General features: G+C 68.6%; 23 protein-coding genes and 1 pseudogene. 10 read left to right on the top strand and 14 right to left on the bottom strand.

The window, feature by feature from the left end; genetic code table 11:
- Positions 1-58: 58 nt before the first annotated feature.
- A complete protein-coding gene (locus G6N07_RS12595; RefSeq protein ID WP_085189976.1) occupies positions 59-1,573 on the top strand; it encodes an amidase in 1,515 nt (504 codons plus the stop codon).
- On the opposite strand, the gene era is transcribed toward G6N07_RS12595, so the two are convergent.
- The 5 genes from era to G6N07_RS12620 are packed head-to-tail and all read right to left on the bottom strand — an operon-like array spanning position 1,570 to position 5,727.
- Positions 1,570-2,481 (bottom strand): GTPase Era, encoded by a 912-nt coding sequence (era, locus tag G6N07_RS12600; protein WP_085189974.1) that lies wholly within the window; start codon positions 2,479-2,481, stop codon positions 1,570-1,572. The two genes, G6N07_RS12595 and era, sit on opposite strands and share 4 nt — an antisense overlap.
- The gene (locus G6N07_RS12605) at positions 2,478-2,810 is read right to left on the bottom strand and encodes a cytidine deaminase-like protein (protein WP_085189898.1); all 333 of its coding nucleotides are present in this window, start codon (positions 2,808-2,810) and stop codon (positions 2,478-2,480) included. Before G6N07_RS12605 ends, era begins: the two co-directional genes overlap by 4 nt.
- Entirely contained in the window at positions 2,803-4,113 is a 1,311-nt protein-coding gene (locus G6N07_RS12610) for a hemolysin family protein (RefSeq protein WP_085189896.1), read from the bottom strand. The genes G6N07_RS12605 and G6N07_RS12610 overlap by 8 nt, the downstream gene beginning before the upstream one ends.
- The gene (gene ybeY / locus G6N07_RS12615; protein WP_085189894.1) at positions 4,110-4,643 is read right to left on the bottom strand and encodes an rRNA maturation RNase YbeY; all 534 of its coding nucleotides are present in this window, start codon (positions 4,641-4,643) and stop codon (positions 4,110-4,112) included. The genes G6N07_RS12610 and ybeY overlap by 4 nt, the downstream gene beginning before the upstream one ends.
- 4 nt (positions 4,644-4,647) lie before the next feature.
- Positions 4,648-5,727: a PhoH family protein gene (locus G6N07_RS12620; RefSeq protein ID WP_085189892.1), complete on the bottom strand. Its 1,080-nt coding sequence runs from the start codon at positions 5,725-5,727 to the stop codon at positions 4,648-4,650.
- A gap of 112 nt (positions 5,728-5,839) precedes the next feature.
- Between G6N07_RS12620 and G6N07_RS12625 the strand changes: the two genes are divergently transcribed.
- Positions 5,840-6,436 (top strand): DUF998 domain-containing protein, encoded by a 597-nt coding sequence (locus tag G6N07_RS12625; protein WP_235849673.1) that lies wholly within the window; start codon positions 5,840-5,842, stop codon positions 6,434-6,436.
- Here G6N07_RS12625 and G6N07_RS12630 read toward each other — a convergent pair.
- The 3 genes from G6N07_RS12630 to hrcA are packed head-to-tail and all read right to left on the bottom strand — an operon-like array spanning position 6,407 to position 9,412.
- A complete protein-coding gene (locus G6N07_RS12630; protein WP_085189888.1) occupies positions 6,407-7,150 on the bottom strand; it encodes a 16S rRNA (uracil(1498)-N(3))-methyltransferase in 744 nt (247 codons plus the stop codon). The genes G6N07_RS12625 and G6N07_RS12630 overlap by 30 nt on opposite strands.
- A gap of 12 nt (positions 7,151-7,162) precedes the next feature.
- Positions 7,163-8,314, bottom strand: a complete 1,152-nt coding sequence (gene dnaJ, locus G6N07_RS12635; RefSeq protein WP_085189886.1) for a molecular chaperone DnaJ — start codon at positions 8,312-8,314, stop codon at positions 7,163-7,165.
- Positions 8,315-8,368: 54 nt separating this feature from the next.
- Entirely contained in the window at positions 8,369-9,412 is a 1,044-nt protein-coding gene (hrcA, locus tag G6N07_RS12640) for a heat-inducible transcriptional repressor HrcA (protein ID WP_085189884.1), read from the bottom strand.
- 154 nt (positions 9,413-9,566) lie between these two features.
- Between hrcA and G6N07_RS12645 the strand changes: the two genes are divergently transcribed.
- A complete protein-coding gene (locus G6N07_RS12645) occupies positions 9,567-9,881 on the top strand; it encodes a type II toxin-antitoxin system VapB family antitoxin (RefSeq protein ID WP_085189882.1) in 315 nt (104 codons plus the stop codon).
- On the opposite strand, the gene hemW is transcribed toward G6N07_RS12645, so the two are convergent.
- Positions 9,878-11,056 (bottom strand): radical SAM family heme chaperone HemW, encoded by a 1,179-nt coding sequence (hemW, locus tag G6N07_RS12650; protein ID WP_085189880.1) that lies wholly within the window; start codon positions 11,054-11,056, stop codon positions 9,878-9,880. The two genes, G6N07_RS12645 and hemW, sit on opposite strands and share 4 nt — an antisense overlap.
- Before the next feature lie 96 nt (positions 11,057-11,152).
- Between hemW and G6N07_RS21020 the strand changes: the two genes are divergently transcribed.
- The 5 genes and pseudogenes from G6N07_RS21020 to G6N07_RS12670 form a co-directional block, all read left to right on the top strand.
- A complete protein-coding gene (locus tag G6N07_RS21020) occupies positions 11,153-11,248 on the top strand; it encodes an Ms4527A family Cys-rich leader peptide (RefSeq protein ID WP_353612147.1) in 96 nt (31 codons plus the stop codon).
- Positions 11,249-11,372: 124 nt separating this feature from the next.
- On the top strand, positions 11,373-13,067 hold the full coding sequence (locus G6N07_RS12655) for a nitrite/sulfite reductase (RefSeq protein WP_085189878.1): 1,695 nt from the start codon (positions 11,373-11,375) through the stop codon (positions 13,065-13,067).
- A 7-nt stretch (positions 13,068-13,074) separates the two neighbouring features.
- The gene (locus G6N07_RS12660; protein ID WP_163784191.1) at positions 13,075-13,716 is read left to right on the top strand and encodes an adenylyl/phosphoadenylyl-sulfate reductase; all 642 of its coding nucleotides are present in this window, start codon (positions 13,075-13,077) and stop codon (positions 13,714-13,716) included.
- Positions 13,713-14,420 (top strand): sirohydrochlorin chelatase, encoded by a 708-nt coding sequence (locus G6N07_RS12665; protein ID WP_372507518.1) that lies wholly within the window; start codon positions 13,713-13,715, stop codon positions 14,418-14,420. Before G6N07_RS12660 ends, G6N07_RS12665 begins: the two co-directional genes overlap by 4 nt.
- 114 nt (positions 14,421-14,534) lie before the next feature.
- Positions 14,535-15,271 (top strand): annotated as a pseudogene (locus G6N07_RS12670) (CNNM domain-containing protein); the annotation flags it as partial.
- Between the two features lie 273 nt (positions 15,272-15,544).
- On the opposite strand, the gene G6N07_RS12675 reads toward G6N07_RS12670, so the two are convergent.
- From G6N07_RS12675 to G6N07_RS12680, 3 genes are all read right to left on the bottom strand, one after another.
- The gene (locus tag G6N07_RS12675) at positions 15,545-16,576 is read right to left on the bottom strand and encodes a sulfate ABC transporter substrate-binding protein (protein ID WP_085189972.1); all 1,032 of its coding nucleotides are present in this window, start codon (positions 16,574-16,576) and stop codon (positions 15,545-15,547) included.
- Between the two features lie 118 nt (positions 16,577-16,694).
- Positions 16,695-16,787 (bottom strand): Ms4533A family Cys-rich leader peptide, encoded by a 93-nt coding sequence (locus G6N07_RS21025; protein ID WP_372507519.1) that lies wholly within the window; start codon positions 16,785-16,787, stop codon positions 16,695-16,697.
- A gap of 201 nt (positions 16,788-16,988) precedes the next feature.
- Positions 16,989-17,180, bottom strand: coding sequence for a hypothetical protein (locus tag G6N07_RS12680; RefSeq protein ID WP_085189872.1), 192 nt, complete (start codon positions 17,178-17,180; stop codon positions 16,989-16,991).
- 124 nt (positions 17,181-17,304) lie between these two features.
- Here G6N07_RS12680 and G6N07_RS12685 point away from each other — a divergent pair, with 124 nt between their 5' ends.
- Positions 17,305-19,326: a glycoside hydrolase family 15 protein gene (locus G6N07_RS12685; RefSeq protein WP_099050194.1), complete on the top strand. Its 2,022-nt coding sequence runs from the start codon at positions 17,305-17,307 to the stop codon at positions 19,324-19,326.
- A 113-nt stretch (positions 19,327-19,439) separates the two neighbouring features.
- Positions 19,440-19,700, top strand: coding sequence for an ANTAR domain-containing protein (locus G6N07_RS12690; protein ID WP_085189868.1), 261 nt, complete (start codon positions 19,440-19,442; stop codon positions 19,698-19,700).
- A 97-nt stretch (positions 19,701-19,797) separates the two neighbouring features.
- Here G6N07_RS12690 and G6N07_RS12695 read toward each other — a convergent pair whose 3' ends face one another.
- Together G6N07_RS12695 and lepA are read right to left on the bottom strand one after the other, a co-directional pair.
- Entirely contained in the window at positions 19,798-20,529 is a 732-nt protein-coding gene (locus G6N07_RS12695) for a sensor domain-containing protein (protein WP_085189866.1), read from the bottom strand.
- 43 nt (positions 20,530-20,572) lie between these two features.
- Positions 20,573-22,426 carry a translation elongation factor 4 gene (gene lepA, locus G6N07_RS12700; RefSeq protein WP_099050193.1) on the bottom strand — a complete coding sequence of 618 codons (1,854 nt, stop codon included), beginning with the start codon at positions 22,424-22,426 and terminating at the stop codon, positions 20,573-20,575.
- Between the last annotated feature and the right edge of the window lie 15 nt (positions 22,427-22,441).

Here is a 22,441-nt window from a genome sequence, read left to right on the forward strand (position 1 = left end):
CCAGTGTCCCACCACGGTCGGACAATGCTGGGTTGGCAGCGCCGATATGGTTGAGCCGATGGTTGCTTCGTCTGCTCCCCGCTCCGCTCGAACCGCCTTCCCGACCCTGACCGACCAGCTGTATCAGCTCGCCAGTGGCGCGGTGACGGCGGAAAACCTGGTGCGCCGATCCCTTCACGCCATCTCCGCCAGCCAGCCGACGCTCAACGCGTTCCGGGTGGTGCTGGCCGAACAGGCCCTCGACGACGCCGCCGAGGCCGACCGCCGACGCGCCGCCGGCGATCAGCGCCCGCTGCTCGGCATCCCGATCGCCGTGAAGGACGACGTGGACATCGCCGGCGTGCCGACGCGTTTCGGCGTCACCGGCACGGTACGGCCGGCCACCGCCGACGCCGAGGTGATCCGCCGGCTGCGCGCCGCCGGTGCGGTGATCGTCGGCAAGACCAACACCTGCGAGCTCGGCCAGTGGCCGTTCACCAGCGGACCGGCGTTCGGCCACACCCGCAACCCGTGGTCGCGCGAGCACACTCCCGGTGGGTCGTCGGGAGGTAGCGCCGCGGCGGTCGCGGCCGGGCTGGTCACCGCGGCGATCGGCTCCGACGGCGCGGGCAGTGTGCGCATCCCGGCGGCCTGGTGCCATCTCGTCGGGATCAAACCGCAGCGGGGCCGCATCTCGACCTGGCCGATGGCCGAGGCGTTCAACGGCATCACCGTCAACGGGGTGCTGGCGCGCACTGTCGCCGACGCGGCGCTGGTGCTCGATGCGGCGTCGGGCAACACGGCCGGCGACCTGCACCGTCCGGCGCCGGTCCGGATGTCGCAGTCCGTCGCCCAGGCGCCGGGTCCGTTGCGGATCGGGTTGTCGACGAAGTTCCCGTTCACCGGCTTCCACGCGACCCTGCATCCCGACATCCGGGCGGCGTTGCAGACCGTCGCAGGCCACCTGGAGGAACTCGGCCACAGCGTGCGGCCAGCGGACCCCGACTACACCGTCGGCATGTCGTGGAACTTTCTGTCCCGCTCGACATCTGGGCTGCTGGACTGGACCGAGCGGCTCGGGTACGGGGTGGATTTCGACAGGCGCACGAAGGCGAACCTGCGGATCGGGCGGCTGCTCTCCGAACACGTCCTGCGCAAGGCGAGGGCCAAGGAGGCCGCCGCCCAACGGCGGATCGGCTGGGTGTTCAACCTCTGTGACGTGGTGCTGGCGCCCACCACCGCGCAGCCGCCGCCACGCGTCCACGATTTCGACGAGCTCGGCGGACTGGCCACCGATCGCACCATGATCAAGGCGTGTCCGGTCACCTGGCCGTGGAACCTGCTCGGCTGGCCGTCGATCAACGTGCCGGCCGGGTTCACTGCCGACGGACTCCCCATCGGGGTGCAGCTGATGGGCCCCGCCGAGAGTGAGCCGCTGCTGATCTCCCTGGCCGCCGAGCTGGAGGCGGTCGGCGGGTGGGCCGCCCGTCAGCCCGAGGCGTGGTGGGAGACGCCGCAGGTGCGGCCGGCCGGGACGCCCGCGGCCGACGACGCGCCGACCGGTGACGACCCGGACCTGCGCGAGACGGCTTAGAAGCCGAGTCGGCCAAGCTGTTTGGGATCGCGTTGCCAGTTCTTGGCGATCTTGACGCGCAGCTCGAGGTAGACCTTCGTGCCGAGTAACTTCTCGATCTGCGTGCGTGCGGCCGTGCCGACCTCGCGCAGGCGCGCGCCACCCTTACCGATCACGATGCCCTTCTGGCTGTCGCGTTCGACGAAGAGGATCGCGTGCACATCGACGAGGTCACCCTGTTCGGGTGAGCGTCCCTCGCGCGGGCTCACCTCGTCGATGACCACCGCCAGGGAATGCGGCAGTTCGTCGCGCACGCCTTCCAGGGCAGCCTCGCGGATGAGTTCGGCCATCAGGGTTTCCTCGGGCTCGTCGGTCAACTCACCGTCGGGGTAGAACGCCGGGCCGGGCGGGAGCTTGCCGGCCAGCACGTCGGTCAGTACGTCGAGTTGTTCACCGGTGGTCGCCGCGACGGGCACGATCTCCGCGTCGGGCCCGACCAGTTCGCTGACCGCGACCAATTGGGCGGCGACCCGGTCGCGAGGCACCTTGTCGATCTTGGTGACGATGGCGACCAGGGTGGTCCTCGGCGCGACGGCGCGGATCTGCTCGTGAATCCACCGGTCCCCCGGCCCGATCGCCTCGTCGGCGGGGATGCACAGTCCGATCACGTCCACCTCGGAGTAGGTGGCCTTGACCAGGTCGTTGAGCCGCTGTCCCAGCAGCGTGCGCGGACGGTGCAGACCGGGCGTGTCGACGAGGATGATCTGGAAATCGTCGCGATGCACGATGCCGCGGATCGTGTGCCGGGTGGTCTGTGGCCGCTTCGAAGTGATCGCCACCTTTGCACCGACCAGCGCGTTCGTCAGCGTCGACTTACCGGTGTTCGGCCTGCCGACCAAACACACGAAGCCCGAACGGAATTCGCTCACGCCCGGCTCCATCTAAGCGGCTTCCCGGTCCGGTCGGTGACGAGCACCGCGGCGCCGGCGGAAAGCTCCCGCACCGCGGCCACCCCCGCGTCGTCGGCCGAGCCGCCGACCAGCACCGCCACCTCGAACCCGGCGGCGCCGCTCGACACCGCCGCGGCCACCGCCGCCTGCAGGGCGGTCAGCGGCAGCGCATCCAGTGCGACGGGGGCGCCGGCGTAGGTGCGGCCGTCGAGGTCGCGCACGGCGGCGCCACTGGCGGCCTCCGCGCGCACCATCGCGCCGCGGGCCAGTACGACCAGTTTGCCGTCCTCGGGGTCGAGTTCAGTCACCGCGCTCCTCGGGTTCGGTCTCGTCGTCGTGCTCGGGTTCGGCGGGACTGACCAGGACGGTGCCGATGCGCACCCGGCCGCGGTGGTCCGGGCCGCCTTCGGCCTTGAGCCGCAGGCCATCCCAGGTGACCTCGGCACCGGGCAGCGGCACCCGCCCCAGCTCGAAGGCGACCAGACCGCCGACGGTGTCGACGTCGAGATCCTCGCCGAACTCGGTGTCGTAGAGCTCGCCGAGGTCCTCGATGGGCAGCCGTGCGGACACCCGGTACTCCCGGTTGCCGAGCTCTTCGACCGGCGCCACCTCGTCGGTGTCGTATTCGTCGGCGATCTCGCCGACGATCTCCTCGAGCACGTCTTCGATGGTGACCAGCCCGGCGATGGCGCCGTACTCGTCGACCAGCAGTGCCATGTGGTAGCGGTCGCGCTGCATCTCTCGTAGCAGTTCGTCGAGCGGTTTGGAGTCCGGTACGAACACCGGGTCGCGCATCACCTGGTCGACGGTGGTGTCGCGGCCGCCGTTCATCGAGTAGTACGTCTGCTGGACGAGGTCTTTCAGATAGACCACGCCGACGACGTCGTCGACGTTCTCCCCGATCACGGGTATGCGGGAGTGTCCGCTGCGCACCGCCAGCGAGGTGGCCTGCCCGGCTGTCTTGCCGCTCTCGATCCACACCATCTCGGTGCGCGGCACCATCACCTCACGGGCGGCGGTGTCGCCGAGCTCGAACACCGACTGGATCATCCGGCGCTCGTCGTCGGCCACCACCCCGCGCTTCTGCGCCAGGTCGACGACCTCCCGCAGCTCGATCTCCGAGGCGAACGGTCCGTTGCGGAAGCCGCGGCCGGGGGTGAGAGCGTTGCCGATCAACACCAGCAGACGGCTGATCGGCGTGAGCAGAACCGAAATCGCCTGCAGCGGAAGCGCCGTGTACAGCGCGATGGGATAGGCATTCTGGCGCCCGACGGTGCGCGGCCCGACGCCGACGGCGACGAAGTTGGCGACCACCATGATTCCTGCGGCCGCGGTCAGCCCCCAGCTGACGCCGAGGTGGCCCTCCAGGTAGGCGGCGAGCAGCACGGTGGCGCTCACCTCGCAGGCGATGCGCAGCAGCACGATGAGGTTGATGTAGCGGGGCCGTTCGTGCATCACCCGCTGCAACCGCACCGCACCCGGCCGCTCCTCGCGCACCAGTTCCTCGACACGGGCCATCGACACCGTGCTCAGCGCGGCGTCGATCGCCGCGAACACCGCACCGAACCCGACGAGCGCGATCACTCCGACGAGTTGAGGAAGTCCGCTCATTCGTCGAAGTACCGGGACTTGTCGAGCAATCGCCGGTCCCGCTCCGTCTGGCGGTCGAGGTGGTATGCCTCGACCTGGTCGGCCACCCACTCTTCGAGGAGTTCACGTTGCAACGCGAACATCTCTTTCTCTTCGTCTGGTTCGGCGTGGTCGTAGCCCAGTAGGTGCAGGACGCCGTGCACCGTCAGCAGTGCCAGCTCGTGCCCCAACGAGTGGCCGGCCGTCACGGCTTGTTTGGCGGCAAACTCCGGGCAGAGCACGATGTCGCCGAGCATGGCGGGACCCGGTTCCGGCGCGTCGGGGCGGCCGCCGGACTGGAGCTCGTCCATCGGGAAGCTCATCACGTCAGTCGGGCCCGGCAGATCCATCCAGCGCATGTGCAGGTCGGCCATCGAAGACAAGTCGAGCAGGACCATCGACAGTTCGGCGGCCGGGTTGACGTTCATCTTCTCGATGACGAACCGGGCGACGCTGATCAACTCCCCCTCGGAGACGTCCATGCCGGATTCGTTGGACACCTCGATGCTCATCGCGCTACCGCCGTGGCCGGCCGATGGACGCCCGCCGCTGAGCCCGGTTCAGCTGTGCGGGCTCCTCGAATCTGGCGTATGCGTCGACGATTTCACCGACCAACCGGTGGCGGACCACGTCAGCGCTGGTGAGTTCGGCGAAGTGGATGTCGTCGATGTTGTCCAAGATGCGCATCGCCGCGCGCAGCCCCGACTCGGCACCGCCGGGCAGGTCCATCTGGGTGATGTCGCCGGTGACGACGATCTTGGAGTTGAAGCCGAGGCGGGTGAGGAACATCTTCATCTGCTCGGCGGTGGTGTTCTGGGCCTCGTCGAGAATAATGAACGCGTCCGAGATCGTCCGACCCCGCATGTACGCGAGCGGCGCCACCTCGATGACCCCCGCGCTCATCAGCTTCGGGATCAGTTCGGGATCCATCATGTCATGCAACGCGTCGTACAGCGGCCGCAGGTACGGGTCGATCTTCTCGCTCAGCGTGCCGGGCAGGAAGCCGAGGCGTTCACCGGCTTCGACCGCGGGACGGGTCAGGATGATGCGGCTGACCTGCTTGGTCTGCAATGCGCTGACCGCCTTGGCCATCGCCAGGTAGGTCTTGCCGGTGCCGGCCGGCCCGATGCCGAACACGATGGTGTGCTTGTCGATCGCGTCGACGTAGTGCTTCTGGTTCAGCGTCTTCGGCCGGATGGTCTTACCGCGGCGCGAGAGGATGTCCAGCGTCAGCACCTCGGCGGGCGACGCGTCTCCGGCGCCGGTGAGCATCGCGACGCTGCGCCGAACCGCGTCCGGCGTCAACTGCTGGCCACTCGAGACGATGGCGACCAGTTCGGAGACCACCCGCTCGGCGAGCGCGACGTCGGCTGGTTCACCGATGAGGGTGACCGCGTTGCCGCGCACGTGGAGATCTGCTGCCAGCAACCCTTCGAGCGCGCGCAAATTCTCGTCGGCAGAGCCGAGCAGGCCCATGACAGAAGCGGGCGGCACGTCGATTCTGCTGCTGCGTACCGGGGCGCCAGTGGTTGATGAGCCCGTCATGGGGGCCGAAGAAGACCCGGACGAGTCAGCGTTCGTTTCACGGGGCGTCACGTGCTGCTTTCTGCCTGCTTTCTGTCTTGTCCGGGCGGGCCGGCCGTATCGTCGCTGGTCCCACTCTACCGCCGGGTGCGAGACCACCCCAATGGTTAACCTGGGAACGCCGATGACCCCTCGACCCCGCGCCGCCGCAAGCTCCTGGATTCTCGGTGCTGCGGCGTATCTGGCCGCCGAGGCGGCCAGCGCCTCGGCGTACCGGCCGTCCTACAGCTACGCCCACGATTTCATCAGCGACCTCGGCGTGCCCGGTCAGCCTCTCGCCGCGCTGATGAACAGCGCGTTCGCCGTGCAGGGCGTCCTCTTTCTGCTGGGTGCGGTGCTGGCGAGCGGCTGCCGTCATCGGACATTGACGGCGCTCGCGGCGGCCAACGCGATCGGCAACATCCTGGTCGGGACTGTGCACGCGGGCGACGGCGCGTTCCATCTGGTCGGCGCGGCGCTCGCGATCGTCGGCGGCAACGCCGCGGCCATCGCCGGCGCGGCACTGCTGCCCGGTTTCCGGTTCCGGCTGACGTCCCGGTTGCTCGGCGCAATCGGATTGCTCAGCCTCACCGTGCTGGGAGGGCAGGCGTGGTCCGGTGTCGAGGTACTGCCCGCGCCGGTGTGGGAACGTGCGAGCGTCTACCCGATCCTGATGTGGCAGGTGTTCGCGGCCGTCGCGATGCTGGTGGCGCTACTGCCAGCGCGGCGTCAACACCCCTAGGGCACCCAACCCGACGGCCGCCGCGGTCGAGGTACGCAACACCGTCGGGCCGAGCCGGACCGCCACCGCCCCCGCCGCCGTGAGGGCCTCGAGCTCCTCGTCGCCGATACCGCCCTCCGGCCCGACGACCAGGGTCAGCGCCGGGGCCTGAGTCAGGTCCACCCCGCTGAGCGGGCCCGTGGCGGATTCGTGCAGGACCAGCACCGTCGCGCCGTCGGCAACCTCGGCGCTCACTCGGTGCACCAACTCGGCCGTTGACACCACACCGTCGACCGGCGCGATGTGGGCCCGGCGGGATTGCCGCGACGCGGCGCGGGCCACCGCACGCCAGCGGCGCAACCCCTTGTCGACCTTCCCCTCCTCCCAGCGGGCCACGCACCGGGCAGCCTGCCACGGGACCACCGCGTCGGCGCCGGCCTCGGTGGCCAACTCCACCGCCAACTCGGCGCGGTCCGATTTGGGGATCGCCTGCACGACGGTCACCGCGGGAGTGGGCCGAGCGACCACCCGGCGTTCGAGCACGCGGGCGGTGAACCTGCCCTTGCCGACGTCCTCGACCACACAGTGCGCCACGGTGCCTGCGCCGTCGCCCAGGTCGAGATGCTCACCGATGCGGGTGCGCCGCACATTGGTGGCGTGGAATCCGGCGTCGCCGTACACCACGGCCAGGTCACCGGCGTCGGGCAGCGCATCGACGTAGAAGAGGTCGCGCACGCGACGAGCCCCCTAGCGGCCGGTGAACGTCTCGCGCAGCCGGCTGAACAGACCGCCGGAGTTCGACGCGGCCGGTGAGCTGCTGGTGCGGACCTCGGCGACGTCGCCGCTACGGTGCTCCTTGAGCTGACGCAGCAGTTCGATGTCGGTGTGATCCAGCTTGGCCGGCACCACCACGTCGATGTGTGCGTGCAGGTCACCGCGGACACCGGACCGCAGGTGCGGCATGCCGTGACCACGCAGCGTCGTCACCGCACCCGGCTGGGTACCGGCGGCGACGGTCAGTTCGAGCGGCCCGCCGAGGATGTCGTCGAAGCTGACGGTGGCGCCAAGCGCGGCGTCGACCATCGGCACCGACACCGTGCAGTGCAGATCGTCACCGTCGCGGACGAAGACGTCGTGCGGCTTCTCGTGCACCTCCACGTACAGATCCCCCGCCGGGCCACCGCCGGGCCCCACCTCACCTTGCGCGGCCAGACGCACCCGCATCCCGTCGCCGACCCCCGGCGGGATCTTGACGCTGATCTCGCGACGGGCGCGGACGCGGCCGTCGCCGCCGCAGCGGTGGCACGGGTCCGGGATCACTTCCCCGACCCCTCCGCACACCGGGCACGCCCGCGTCGTCATGACCTGGCCCAGCAGCGAGCGCTGCACGGTCTGGATCTCGCCGCGGCCACCGCAGGTGTCACATGTCGCGGGCGTGGAGTTGCCATGAGTGCCCTTGCCGTGGCACAGGTCGCACAGCACGGCGGTGTCGACGGTGACCTGTTTCGTCACGCCGGTCGCGCATTCAGCCAGGTCCAGGCGCATCCGCAGCAGGGAGTCCGAGCCGGGCCGGACACGCCCGATCGGTCCGCGTGAGCCGCCGCCACCGCCGAAGAATGCCTCGAACACATCACCGAGACCGCCGAACCCACCGCCGAACCCGTTCGCCGATGCGCCCGCACCCTCGAGCGGGTCACCGCCGAGGTCGACGATGCGTCGCTTCTCCGGATCGGACAGCACCTCGTAGGCGGCGCTGATCTCCTTGAACCGGGCCTGCGCCTCCTCGTCGGGGTTGACGTCGGGATGCAACTCGCGGGCAAGCTTGCGATAGGCGCGTTTGATCTCCTGATCGCTGGCGCCCTTGCTCACTCCGAGCAGGCCGTAATAATCGCGTGCCACGCTTGACCTTTCAGTGCCGGTGTAGCGGCTGTTGAGATGTCCTCTTCGACGCGCTCATCGCGTACCCAGAACCTCACCGATGTACAAAGCAACCGCAGCGACATTAGCGATGGTTCCCGGATAGTCCATCCGAGTGGGACCCACCACACCCATGCCGCCGTAGACCTTGCCCGAACTGCCGTAGGCCGTGGTCACCACCGACGTGCCCGCCATCTGTTCGGCCTCGGTCTCGTGCCCGATCCGGACGGTGACCTTGCCCGCCTCCTGCTGCGCGGCGAGCAAGCGCAGCACCACCACCTGCTCCTCGAGGGCTTCGAGGACCGACCGCAACGAACCGCCGAAATCGGCGGTGTTGCGGGTGAGGTTCGCCGTGCCGCCTAGCAGCAGCCGCTCCTCGGTGTGCTCGACCAGCGTCTCGACCAGCACGGTGGCCGAGCGGCCGACCGCGTCGGCCAGTCGATGCGACAACCCCGGGCTGCCGTTCAAGTGTGAAGCGAGGTCCGAGACGGCCACCGACGCGGCCGAGAGCCGCTTACCCTCCAGCGCCTGACCCAGCAGATCGCGCAGGGTCGCGAGTTCGTGTTCGTCGATCGCGTCGCCGAGTTCGACGATTCGCTGGTCGACGCGGCCGGTGTCGGTGATGACGACCAGCAACAGGCGTGCCGACGTGAGCGCCACGACCTCCAGGTGGCGGACCATGGAGGTGGACAGCGTCGGATACTGCACGATGGCGACCTGACGGGTCAGCTGCGCCAGCAGACGCACCGCCCGGCGCAGCACGTCGTCGAGGTCGACGCCGCTCTCGAGGAACTTGAGGATCGCCCGCCGTTCCGCCGACGACAACGGTTTGACGTCGTCGAGGCGGTCGACGAATTCGCGGTAGCCCTTCTCGGTGGGCACTCGTCCCGAGCTGGTGTGCGGCTGGGCGATGTACCCCTCGGCCTCCAGGACGGCCATGTCGTTGCGGACCGTCGCGCTGGACACTCCGAGGTTGTGTCGGTCCACCAGGGTCTTGGAGCCGATCGGCTCCTTGGTGGCGACGAAGTCGGCGACGATGGCGCGCAGCACCTCGAAGCGACGGTCGTCGGCACTACCCATTCTGTTCACCCACCTCTCGTTCCTTGGCACCGTCCGTGTCCAGTTTACGGTGTACAAACGCCGTGTTACGCACCGCGCGGTCCACCTGAATACCCAGCGGCCGAGGTCGGCTAACCTTCGTCGTCAAAGGGGCCGAGCAACCGAAGGCGCGCTGATGATCTTCAAGGGTGTCCGCGACGGGAAGCCCTACCCCGAACACGGCCTCAGCTATCGCGAGTGGTCCCGTATCCCGCCCCGGCAGATCCGGCTCGACGAGATCGTCACGACCACGACCGTGCTGGCGCTGGACCGGCTGCTGTCCGAGGATTCGACCTTCTACGGCGACCTGTTCCCGCACGCGGTCCGCTGGCAGGGCGTGATCTATCTCGAGGACGGCCTGCACCGCGCCGTGCGCTCGGCGCTGCGTAACCGCACGGTGCTGCATGCCCGGCTGTACGACATGGATCTGCCGTACTCCCAGCAGATTTAATCGGCGAGCAACGTGCGCACCACCCCGTCGGCCAGCAGGCGGCCGCGGTCGGTGAGGATCAGTCGGGTGCCGTCGAGGACCCCGAGACCGTCGGCAACGACGGCGCCGACGCGGTCCCGCTCGCCGGCGGTGAGCATGTCCAGCGGCAGCCCGCTGCGCAACCGCACGCGCAGCATCACGTCCTCGGTGTGCCGTGCCGCCGGGTCGAGCACCTCGAAATCCGCGACGGGAAGGCCGCCTTCGCCGAGCACCGCGGCGTACGCGTTGGGATGTTTGACGTTCCACCACCGCGTCTGGCCCAGGAAGCCGTGCGCACCCGGCCCGACACCCCACCATTCCCCGCCGACCCAGTAGCCGAGGTTGTGGCGGCACTCCCCGCCGGGCCTTGCCCAGTTCGACACCTCGTACCAACCGAGCCCGGCCGCACCCAACCGCGCGTCGAGCAGTTCGTACCTGGTCGCCAGCACGTCGTCGTCGGGTGCGGCCACCTCGCCGCGCCGCACCCGCCGGGCCAGCGCCGTCCCGTCCTCGACCACCAGCGCGTAGGCCGACACGTGGTCGACACCGGCCGAGACCGCGGCGTCGGCGGATCGGCGCAGATCGTCGTCCGTCTCCCCCGGCGTGCCGTAGATCAGGTCCAGGCTGACGTGACCGAATCCGGCGGCGCGAGCCTCCCCGGCGGCGGCCACCGCACGACCCGGCGAATGCGGCCGGTCGAGCACCTTCAACACGTGGCGGGCCGTCGACTGCATACCGAGCGACACCCGGGTGTAGCCGGCGGCCAGCAGCGCATCGAACAGTTCGGGTCCGGACGACTCCGGGTTGGCCTCGGTGGTGACCTCGGCGCCGGGCGCCAGGTCGAAATGCTCCCGCACGGCGGCCAGCACCGCGCCGAGGCCGGCGCCGCCCAGCACCGATGGTGTGCCCCCGCCGACGAACACCGTCTGCACCGGCGGCGGCGTTCCCAGCGTGCGGGCCGCGAGCGCGAGCTCCTGGCGCATCGCGGCCAGCCAGCCGTCGGGGTTGGCGCCGCCCGCCTCGGCCGGGGTGTAGGTGTTGAAGTCGCAGTAGCCGCAGCGGGTCGCGCAGAATGGCACGTGGATGTAGAGGCCGAACGGGCGTCCGGTTGTCGCGGCCAGGTCGGGCGCGCGCTGCGGGGCGGTTCGGAGACTCACCCCTCCATCGTCCCAGCGGGACGCCAGCTGGCGTAATCCCGCGGTTGGCGCCGGCTTGGTTGGGGCAGGTGCGGCAGTTCGTGGCACAATGGCCGGGTGACTGCCGCCCCGGCCCTCAACACCCGCATCTCGCTGGTGGTTCGGCGGCACGTGGACTTCAAGCGCGTCTGCACTTGTTGTTGTCTGCCTTGACGCGCCTGATCTAGGACCCCAGCCCACCCCGCACGTACAGCTGGCCGCCGGATCTGCGCCGCCGGACAGCCCACCGGTGATTCAGCGCGGTCCCAACGCCGGCTCCCAGAAGGAGCCAGACCCCATGACCCAGACTTCAGCGCAGGCCAAGCCTCGTCCCGCCAAGCCCGCCAAGCGCCCTCGCGGCGAAGGACAATGGGCGCTCGGCTACCGCGAGCCGCTCAACGCCAACGAGCAGTCCAAGAAGGATGACAACCCGCTCAATGTGCGGGCGCGCATCGAGAACATCTACGCCCCCGGCGGCTTCGACACCATCGACAAGGGCGACCTGCGCGGCCGCTTCCGCTGGTGGGGCCTCTACACGCAGCGCAAGCCCGGCTTCGACGGCACGTGGACCGGTGACGAGAACACCGACATGCTCGAAGACGAGTTCTTCATGCTGCGGGTCCGCAGCGACGGTGGCGCGCTGACGGCGCGGGCGCTGCGCACATTAGGGACGATTTCGACCGAATTCGCCAGGGACACCGCCGACATCTCCGACCGGCAGAACGTCCAGTATCACTGGATCGACGTCAAGAACATGCCGGAGATCTGGCGGCGGCTCGACGAGGTCGGGCTGCAGACGACCGAGGCGTGCGGCGACTGCCCGCGCGTCGTGCTGGGTTCGCCGCTGGCCGGTGAGTCCCTCGACGAGGTGATCGACGGCACGCCGGCGGTCGAGGAGATCGTCAGGCGCTACATCGGCAAGCCGGAATACTCCAACCTGCCGCGCAAGTTCAAGACCGCGATTTCCGGTCTGCAGGACGTCGTGCACGAAGTCAACGACGTCGCGTTCATCGGTGTCGAACACCCCGAGCACGGCCCCGGCTTCGACCTGTGGGTCGGCGGCGGACTGTCCACCAACCCGATGCTGGGCCAGCGTGTCGGGGCCTGGGTCCCGCTCGACGAGGTGCCCGACGTCTGGGAGGGCGTCGTGAGCGTGTTCCGCGACTACGGCTATCGGCGGTTGCGGTCGAAGGCGCGGCTCAAGTTCCTCATCAAGGACTGGGGTGTCGAGAAATTCAGGGGAGTTCTCGAACAGGAATACCTGCACCGTCCCTTACTAGACGGTCCTGCCCCCGACCCGGTCACCCGCCCGATCGACCACGTGGGTGTGCAGAAGCTCAAGAACGGCCTCAACGCCGTCGGCGTCGCACCGATCGCCGGCCGCGTCTCGGGCACCATCCTGCAGAAGGTGGCCGACCTCGCCGAGGCCGTCGGTTCCGACCGGATCCGGTTCACCCCGTACCAGAAGCTGATCGTGCTCGACGTGCCCGACGAAGAGGTGGCCAAGCTCACGGCCGGGCTGGACGCACTGGGCCTACCCTCGACACCGTCGCACTGGCGGCGCAACCTGATGGCCTGCACCGGGATCGAGTTCTGCAAGCTGAGCTTCGCCGAGACCCGGAGCCGTTCGCAGGTGCTGGTACCCGAACTCGAAAAGCGGCTCGAGGACATCAACGCCCAACTCGACGTCCCGGTCACGATCAACATCAACGGCTGCCCGAACTCGTGCGCCCGGATCCAGGTCGCCGACATCGGGTTCAAGGGCCAGATGGTCGACGACGGCAACGGTCCGGAGGAGGGTTTCCAGGTCCATCTGGGCGGCAGCCTGGGTCTGGACAGCGGTTTCGGGCGCAAGCTGCGCCAGCACAAGGTGCTCGCCACCGAACTCGGCGACTACATCGAGCGGGTAGTTCGCAACTTCGTGAAACAACGCGAGCACGGTGAGCGTTTCGCAACGTGGGCCCTGCGTGCCGACGAAGCGGACTTGAGGTGACTACACGATGACCGACCTGCTTTCCGACATCGACCTGCAGCGGCTGGCCGAACGCGGAGTTGCCGAGCTCGGCCCCGACGCGAGCGCGTGGGATCTGCTGCGCTGGACCGACGAGAACTTCGCCGGGAACTACGTGGTGGCGTCCAACATGCAGGACGCGGTACTGGTCGACATGGCGGCGAAGATCCGACCGGGCGTCGACATCCTTTTCCTCGACACCGGATACCACTTCGCCGAGACCATCGGCACCCGCGACGCCGTGGAGTCGGTCTACGACGTCAACGTCGTCAACGTCGCGCCGGAGCGGACCGTCGCCGAACAGGACGCGCTGCTCGGTGCGAACCTGTTCGCCCGCGAACCGAACGAGTGCTGCCGGCTGCGCAAGGTCGAGCCGCTGACCAAGGCACTCGCCGGGTACCGGGCATTCGCTCAAGGCCCGGTGAAGATCAACCCGATCGCGGCGTGGTCGGACGACGACATGCAGGCCTACATCGACGCCAACGGCGTGCTGGTCAATCCGCTCGTCGACGAAGGCTACCCGTCGATCGGCTGCGCCCCCTGCACGGCCAAGCCGATCGCGGGCGCCGATCCGCGCAGTGGACGCTGGGCGGGCACCGGCAAGATCGAATGCGGACTCCACCAGTCTTGAGCAGCACTCTCGTCCTGACGGCGCACGGCAGCGTCGATCCTCGGTCGGCAGCGGTCACCCACGCGGTGGCCGGCCGGATCCGGCGGCTGCGCCCCTGGCTCGACGTCCGCGCGGCGTTCCTGGAAAAGTGCGCCCCGAGCCTGCACGACGTGCTCACGGAGACGGGCAACGCCACCGTCGTACCGTTCCTGCTCGCCGACGCCTACCACGCCCGGGTCGACATCCCGGCCGTGATTGACGCGGTGGGCGCATCGGTGCGGACCGCCCCGGTGCTCGGTGAGGACCCCGCGCTGCTGTCGGTGGCGCACCTTCGCCTGACCGAGGCGGGAGTCTCCCCCTACGACGACGACCTCGGCGTGATCGTGGTGGCCGTCGGATCCTCGAACGCGACGGCCAACGCCAGGACGTCGACCGTCGGGCCCGCGCTGGCGGACGGCACCCGATGGGCGGGCAACAAGGTCGCCTTCGCCACCGGCCCGCACGCCGACCTGGCCGGCACCGCCGCCGCGCTACGGGCGTCGGGCGCCCGTCGGCTGGTGATCGTGCCGTGGTTCCTCGCGCACGGCCGTATCACCGATCGTGTCGCTGATTTCGCTGCGCGACAAGACATCCCGATGGCCGAGCCGCTGGGTTCGCACAACCTGGTGGCGGCCACGGTGCTCGACCGCTTCGACGACGTGGCCGCGACCCGCGCAGCGGCCTGAGCACTCGACGCCCCGATGGCACTGCGATGGCATCGGTACGCTGGACGTCGACGTAAGCGCCACCCCTTCACCGAGCAAGGACTCGATGCCACCCCATAGACCCATGGCGGTCACATGTTGACCGCCATGATCGGAATTGTCGTTGGTTTTCTCGTCGTTCTGGCGATCACCGCGCTGACCGGATACTTCGTCGCATAGGAATTCGCCTACATGGCCGTGGACCGGTCGCGACTCAAAGCGCGCGCCGAAGCCGGTGACACCGCGGCGTCGCGGGCGCTCGGCGTCACCCGCCGCACGTCGTTCATGCTGTCGGGCGCCCAACTTGGCATCACCGTCACCGGCCTGCTGGTCGGTTACGTCGCCGAACCCCTGATCGGGCGCGGCCTGGAGACGCTGCTCGGCGGTGCCTGGATCCCCACGGCGGTGGCCGTCGGAATCGGGGGCCATCGCTCATCTGGCTGTTCGACCAGTCGTCGAACCTGCTGCTGCGGGTGCTGCGGATCGAGCCCGTGCACGACGTCGAACACTCGGCGACGCCGCGGGACCTCCAACACATCGTCGCCGCGTCACGGGAGGCGGGGGAGATCACGCGGGAGCTCTCCGCGCTGCTCGACCGCATCATGGACTTCCCCACGAGCAGTGCCGAGCATGCGATGATCCCGCGCTCACGCGTCGACGTCGTCTCCGACAGCGACACGGTGTCCGAGGTCCTCGCGCGAATGGCCGGTGGCCACGCCCGCTACCCGGTGACCAGCTCCGACCACGACGAGATCGTCGGCGTCATCCATCTGCACGACCTGCTCGCGTCGGTGTCCGGCGTCGGCACCGCGACGGCACACTGCCGGCCGGCGCCTGGGGTATCCGTCGACGCCTGTGGTGAGGGCCGCCGGGATCTCCGGCACCCAGGTGCCCCGTACGTTAGACCGTCTCGTCTCGCCCTCACGCGGCCGACCGTTTCGGCGTCAACGCGGCTGAACAGCGCGTGGGCCACGGCGTGGTGAGCGCCAGCCGTACCTCGAAACCCAGCACTGCGACGCGGTCGATGACGGCCTTGTGCATCCCGGTCGCCCGCACGAACTGTCCAGCTGTCGACCCCCGGCGGAGTCGCCAGTTGACGGCAGTGATCATCCAGTCGCCTGCGTGTACATCTTGGTGATCGAGCCGGTGTCCTTGTCGAACAGCTCGCTGTCCACCTGCTGCCAGCCGCCCAGATCGTCGATGGTCCACAGCTTCTGCGGCGCCGGGTACTCGTCGGCGAACTCCTCGGCCACCGCGGGGTCGACCGGACGGAATCCGGCTTCGGCCCAGAGCTTCTGCGCCTCAGGGGTGTATTGGAAGTTCACGAACGCCGTCGCCTGCTCGAGGTGCCGACTGGAGGTGACGACCGCGACCGGGTTCTCGATCTTGAAGGTCTGCCTGGGGTTGAAGTAGTCGAACTCGTGACCCAGGCGGCGGGAGTTGATCGCCTCGTTCTCGTAGGCCAGCAGCACGTCGCCGCTGCCCTGCAGGAAGACGTCGGTGGCTTCGCGGCCGGAGCCGGGGCGAAGCTTGATGTGCTCGCTGACCAGCTGGTTGACGTAGTCGAGGCCGGCCTGCGGGTTCTTACCCCCGTCACTGTTCACCGCGTACGGGGCGAGCAGGTTCCACTTCGCCGAACCCGAACTCAGCGGGCTGGGGGTGACGACCTCGACGCCGGGCTTCAGTAGATCGTCCCAGTCGAGGATGTTCTTAGGGTTGCCCTCGCGGACCATGAAGGTCACCACCGACCCGAAGGGGACCCCCTGGGTGGCGTTGCTCTCCCAGTCCTCGCTGACTTTCCCCGACGTCACCAGACGGGTGATGTCGGGCTCGACCGAGAAGTTCACCACGTCCGCCGGCTTGCCCGAGTCGACGCCGCGGGACTGCTCGCCGGAGGCGCCGTAGGAAACGGTCACGCCCACGCCCTTACCCTCCTCGGTGGCCGCGAACGCCGGGATCACCTTCGCCCAGCCGGGCTCCGGCACGGCGTAGGCGATCAGCGTCAGTGTCGTCTCCGCCTTCGACCCACCGTGCTCACCCGCGACGTCGCTGGCGCCACAGGCGGCCAACAGTGACACCGAGATTGCTAGCACTGCGGCGGCCCGCCAGCATTCGAGGGACCTGGCTGACCTGAGCATCGACGGCCTTTCGGTGCGTTTTGCGTGGATCACAGGACGGACTCCGTCACAGCGGAGACGGATAGCGACGAACAGCCAGCACGAAGACGCCGTCGCCGACCCAACCGCGGACAGGGTCTCAGCAACAACAGTGAACGTCAGCAACCGCGCCCGACCCCACGGCAATGAGCGCCACGATGTGGCACTCGCTATTGCCGGACGCCGGATGCATGGTGTGAAGATAACAGAGCTCCGGCGATATCAGCACCGAGCGGTCAGCGAGTCATCAGCACCGAGCGGTCAGCGAGTCATCAGCACCGAGCGGTCAGCGAGTCATCAGCACCGAGCGGTCAGCGAGTCATGAGCCACGCGACGATGACGAGCAGGATGAGGACGACCAGCACCAGGGTCACCCGCGAGCGGGGCATCCCGGTCATGACGGTCCCCCGTCGTGGCGTGCGCGCCGCAGTACCCGGACGCCCGCTGCCAGTGCACCGTCGAGGATCACCGCCAGCCCGTAGGCCAGCAGCAACGCCACCGGCAGCACGACCGCCGTCTGCGCGACGAATCCCAGACCGGTCAGCCATAGCTCGACGCCGTCCCACCAACTGAGGAATCCGTCCATCGGGCCAGACTATGCGATGCCCGGGTCGCGAAGGCCGGGGCCGTGGGCTCGCTCACCGGTCAGCAACCGCGCGACATGGGTGTTTGAGTAGACGCCAGCACGTCGGCAGTCGATGATGGCGGGCATGGTTCTGGAACACACCGAGCCCACCGACGATCCCGCGGCGATCGGGCTGCCGGCCATGCTGCCGGACACCCCGTTGACGGTGACGGCGCCGGTGCCCTACGCACCGACCGGCAGTCTGCGCAACCCATTCCCGCCCATCGCCGACTACGGATTCCTGTCGGACTGCGAGAACACGTGCCTGGTTTCTTCGGCGGGTTCGGTCGAGTGGCTGTGCGTCCCGCGCCCGGACTCGCCGAGCGTGTTCGGAGCGATCCTCGACCGCGGTGCTGGACACTTCCGGCTGGGCCCGTACGGGGTGACGGTGCCCGCGGCGCGGCGCTATCTGCCGGGCAGCCTGATTCTGGAGACCACTTGGCAGACGCACACCGGCTGGCTGATCGTGCGTGACGCGTTGGTGATGGGTCCCTGGCACGACCTCGAGGCGCGGTCGCGCACCCACCGCCGCACGCCGATGGACTGGGATGCCGAGCACATCCTGCTGCGCACGGTGCGGTGTGTCAGCGGCACGGTGGAGCTGGTGATGAACTGCGAGCCCTCCTTCGACTACCACCGGGTGAGCGTCGACTGGGAGTACTCCGGTCCGGCCTACGGTGAGGCGATCGCGCGGGCCAACCGCAACGCCGATTCTCATCCGACGCTGCGGCTCACCACCAACCTGCGCATCGGACTCGAGGGCCGAGAGGCCAGGGCGCGCACGCGGCTCAAGGAAGGCGACAACGTCTTCGTCGCGCTGTCGTGGTCGAAGCATCCGGCGCCGCAGAACTATGAAGGGGCTACCGACAAGATGTGGCAGACCAGCGAGGCGTGGCGGCAGTGGATCAACGTGGGGGATTTTCCCGACCACCCGTGGCGGGCGTACCTTCAGCGCAGTGCGCTCACCCTCAAGGGTCTGACGTACTCGCCGACCGGTGCGCTGCTCGCGGCCAGCACCACGTCGTTGCCGGAAGCGCCTCGGGGCGAACGCAATTGGGACTACCGGTACGCGTGGGTGCGGGATTCGACGTTCGCGCTGTGGGGTCTGTACACCCTGGGCCTGGACCGCGAGGCCGACGACTTCTTCGCGTTCATCGCCGACGTGTCCGGCGCGGATAACGGTGAGCGCCACCCCCTGCAGGTGATGTACGGCGTCGGCGGTGAGCGCAGCTTGGTCGAGGAGGAGCTGCACCACCTGTCGGGGTACGACGGTGCCCGGCCGGTACGGATCGGCAACGGTGCCTTCGACCAGAGGCAGCACGACATCTGGGGCACCATGCTCGATTCGGTGTATCTGCACACCAAATCGCGCGAGCAGATTCCCGAGGCGCTGTGGCCGGTGCTCAAACTCCAGGTCGAAGAGGCGATCAAGCACTGGAAGGAACCCGACCGCGGCATCTGGGAGGTCCGCGGCGAACCGCAGCACTTCACCAGCTCGAAAGTGATGTGCTGGGTGGCCCTCGACCGCGGCGCGAAACTGGCCGAACTGGAGGGCGAAAAGAGCTATGCCCAGCAGTGGCGGGAGATCGCCGACGAGATCAAGGCCGACGTCGTGGCCAACGGCGTCGACTCGAGGGGGGTGTTCACCCAGCGCTACGGCGACGACGCACTGGACGCCTCCCTGCTGCTGGTGCCGCTGGTCCGGTTTCTGCCGCCCGACGACCCCCGCGTGCGGGCGACCGTGCTGGCGATCGCCGACGAACTCACCGAGGAAGGGCTGGTGTTGCGCTACCGCGTCGAGGAGACCGACGACGGCTTGGCCGGCGAAGAGGGCACGTTCACGATCTGCTCGTTCTGGCTGGTCTCGGCGCTGGTGGAGATCGGCGAGGTGAGCCGCGCCAAGCACCTGTGCGAACGGTTGCTGTCGTTCGCCAGTTCGCTGCACCTCTACGCCGAGGAGATCGAGCCGGGTACGGGTCGCCACCTGGGCAACTTCCCGCAGGCGTTCACCCACCTGGCGTTGATCAACGCCGTCGTGCACGTGATCCGCGCGGAGGAAGAGGCCGACAGCTCCGGGGTGTTCGTCCCGGCCAACGCGCCGTCGTAGCGGAACGTTCAACGCAAAGTCAGATTCACCGTGTATCCATGTCTTGCCAGATGCAGCGTCTTGCCAGATGCAGCACCGACTCAGCACGATGGTGCTGTCAGTAAGGGGGAAGCATGGACAACCGGATCACGGACGTGACGTCGCGCCGGGTCATCGACATCGCAATCGGCATCCTGGTGGGCTTGCGCGGCTGCACCGAACGGCAGGCGTTCGATGAACTGGTGGCCGTGGTGAACGAAACCGGGCTCGGCATCGGCCGCGTCGCCGGAGGATTGGTGGCGCTCGCGGGTGGATCACCCACGGGTGAACACGCCGAGGCGGACGCCGCCTGGGGTGAGTTGGTCGGCGGCGCGCGTCGGGTGCCGACGGCCTAAGCGAACGACACCGCCCTCTGCTCAACCCGATGTCGGTTTCCCTCGTCGGGTTCGCGGGCCATCTGGTGGCGCACAACGGTCCCTCCGCTGTCTGCCATCAGCCGGTCAGTTTGTCCAGCATGATCCGCGCGACGTCGACCGCACCGCCCGCTCCGCCGGATCGCGCACCGGCGAGGTCGGTGATCTCCACGTCGACGATCGCGTCGCCCGCCACGCCCAGCGCACGCTGGATCGGTGTCCCGCTGCCGCCCGCCGCCTCGTGGACCACGACCGCCGAGACCACCCGGTCGGCGACCGTCACGTCGGTGATGCGGCTTCGCGCGCCGGCACCCGTGCCACCGCTCCGCAGCACGACCGTCTCGCCGTCGCACTGGGCCCAGTAGTCCGCCGCGGTGGCGAAGAAGTTCTCCGCCTCGTCGGCCTCGCCGAGTTGCACCACACCGAAGAACCCGCTCAGCGCCGGGCCGTCGACGCTGCCTGCGGCCCACGATCTGCTGGCGACCGACCGCACCGAACTGGCGCCGTAGACGGCGTGCTGAAGCCGGTAGGTGGTGCTGACACATTCCACCGGTCTCGCCTGGGCCCGGTCGACGCCGCGCAGCAGGGTGTCGGCGCCCCCCTCGACGAGTTGGCCCATCAGCCCGGTCGGGGCGATGCCGAGGGCTTCGGAGAGTTCGGCGCCGGTGGGCAGCACGTCCTCCAGCTCCCGCACCGGCGGCGGGCCCACGGTCGGCGCTTGGTCGACGGCCACACCGTCGAGTGTGGTCGTGCACCCGGCGCAGAACACACACGCGCCGGCCAGGATCGAGGCCAGCCGTGAAGCGCGCATGCCTTTCTCTAGCACGCGAAGGCGGCCGGTGCGACCGTTCGGCCTACTTCTTGGATTTGTCCCCGGCGGCGTCGGTGGACAGCGCCGCCACGAACGCCTCCTGCGGCACATCGACGCGGCCGATGGTCTTCATCCGCTTCTTGCCTTCCTTCTGCTTCTCGAGCAATTTGCGCTTACGCGTGATGTCACCGCCGTAGCACTTGGACAGCACGTCCTTGCGGATGGCCCGGATGTTCTCACGGGCGATGATCCTGGACCCGACGGCCGCCTGGACCGGCACCTCGAACTGCTGACGTGGAATCAGTTCCTTGAGCTTGCTGGTCATCTTGTTACCGTAGGCCGACGCCCCGTCCTTATGCACGATCGCGCTGAACGCGTCGACCGGTTCACCCTGAAGCAGGATGTCGACCTTGACGAGATCGGCCTCCTGCTCGCCCGCCTCCTCGTAGTCGAGACTGGCGTACCCACGGGTGCGGGACTTCAGCGAGTCGAAGAAGTCGAAAATGATCTCGCCGAGCGGCATCGTGTAGCGCAGTTCGACGCGTTCCGGCGACAGGTAGTCCATGCCACCGAGCTCACCGCGCCGGGACTGGCACAGCTCCATGATCGTGCCGATGAACTCGCTCGGCGCGATGACGGTGGTCTTCACGACCGGCTCGTAGACGGTGCGGACCTTGCCTTCGGGCCAGTCCGATGGGTTGGTGACGACGATCCCTGGATCACCGGGCGCCGTCCCCTCCGTTATCACGCGGTAGACGACGTTTGGCGCCGTGGAGATGAGGTCGAGGTTGAACTCGCGTTCGAGGCGTTCGCGGGTGATCTCCATGTGCAGCAGGCCGAGGAAGCCGCACCGGAAGCCGAAGCCCAGCGCCACCGACGTCTCGGGCTCGTAGGTCAGCGCCGCGTCGTTGAGCTGCAGTTTGTCCAGCGCCTCGCGCAGGACCGGGTAGTCCGACCCGTCGACCGGATACAGACCCGAGTAGACCATCGGCCGTGGCTCGCGGTATCCCGTCAGTGCCTCCTTGGCGCCGTGGCGCGCGGTCGTCACGGTGTCACCGACCTTCGACTGCCGGACGTCCTTGACGCCGGTGATTAGGTAGCCGACCTCTCCCACCCCCAGGCCGGCCGAGGCTTTCGGCTCAGGTGAGACGATGCCGACCTCGAGCAGCTCGTGGGTCGCGCCGGTCGACATCATCGCGATGCGCTCGCGCGGGGTGATCTTGCCGTCGACGACCCGGACGTAGGTGACGACGCCCCGGTAGATGTCGTAGACGGAATCGAAGATCATCGCGCGGGCCGGGGCGTCGGGGTCGCCGGTCGGCGGCGGCACCAGCCGTACCACCTCGTCGAGCAGTTCCCTGACCCCCTCGCCGGTCTTGCCGGACACCCGCAGCACGTCGGACGGCTCGCAGCCGATGATGTGGGCCAGTTCACCGGCATAGCGCTCCGGATCGGCGGCGGGCAGATCGATCTTGTTGAGCACCGGGATGACCGTCAGGTCGCGATCCAGTGCCAGGTACAGGTTGGCCAGCGTCTGCGCCTCGATGCCCTGGGCCGCGTCGACCAGCAGGATCGCGCCCTCGCAGGCCTCCAGCGCGCGCGACACCTCGTAGGTGAAATCGACGTGGCCAGGGGTGTCGATCAGGTGCAGGACGAACTGTTCGCCGTTGACCTCCCACGGCAGACGCACATTCTGCGCCTTGATCGTGATGCCGCGCTCGCGCTCGATGTCCATCCGGTCGAGGTATTGCGCGCGCATGTCGCGATCGGCGACGACGCCGGTGATGCCCAGCATCCGGTCAGCGAGCGTGGACTTGCCGTGGTCGATGTGCGCGATGATGCAGAAGTTCCGGATCTGCGCCGGCGCCGTGAAAGTCTGGTCGGCGAAAGTGCTGATGGGATCTCCTGGTGA

The organism is Mycolicibacterium doricum (assembly GCF_010728155.1).
GTDB classification, from domain to species: domain Bacteria; phylum Actinomycetota; class Actinomycetes; order Mycobacteriales; family Mycobacteriaceae; genus Mycobacterium; species Mycobacterium doricum.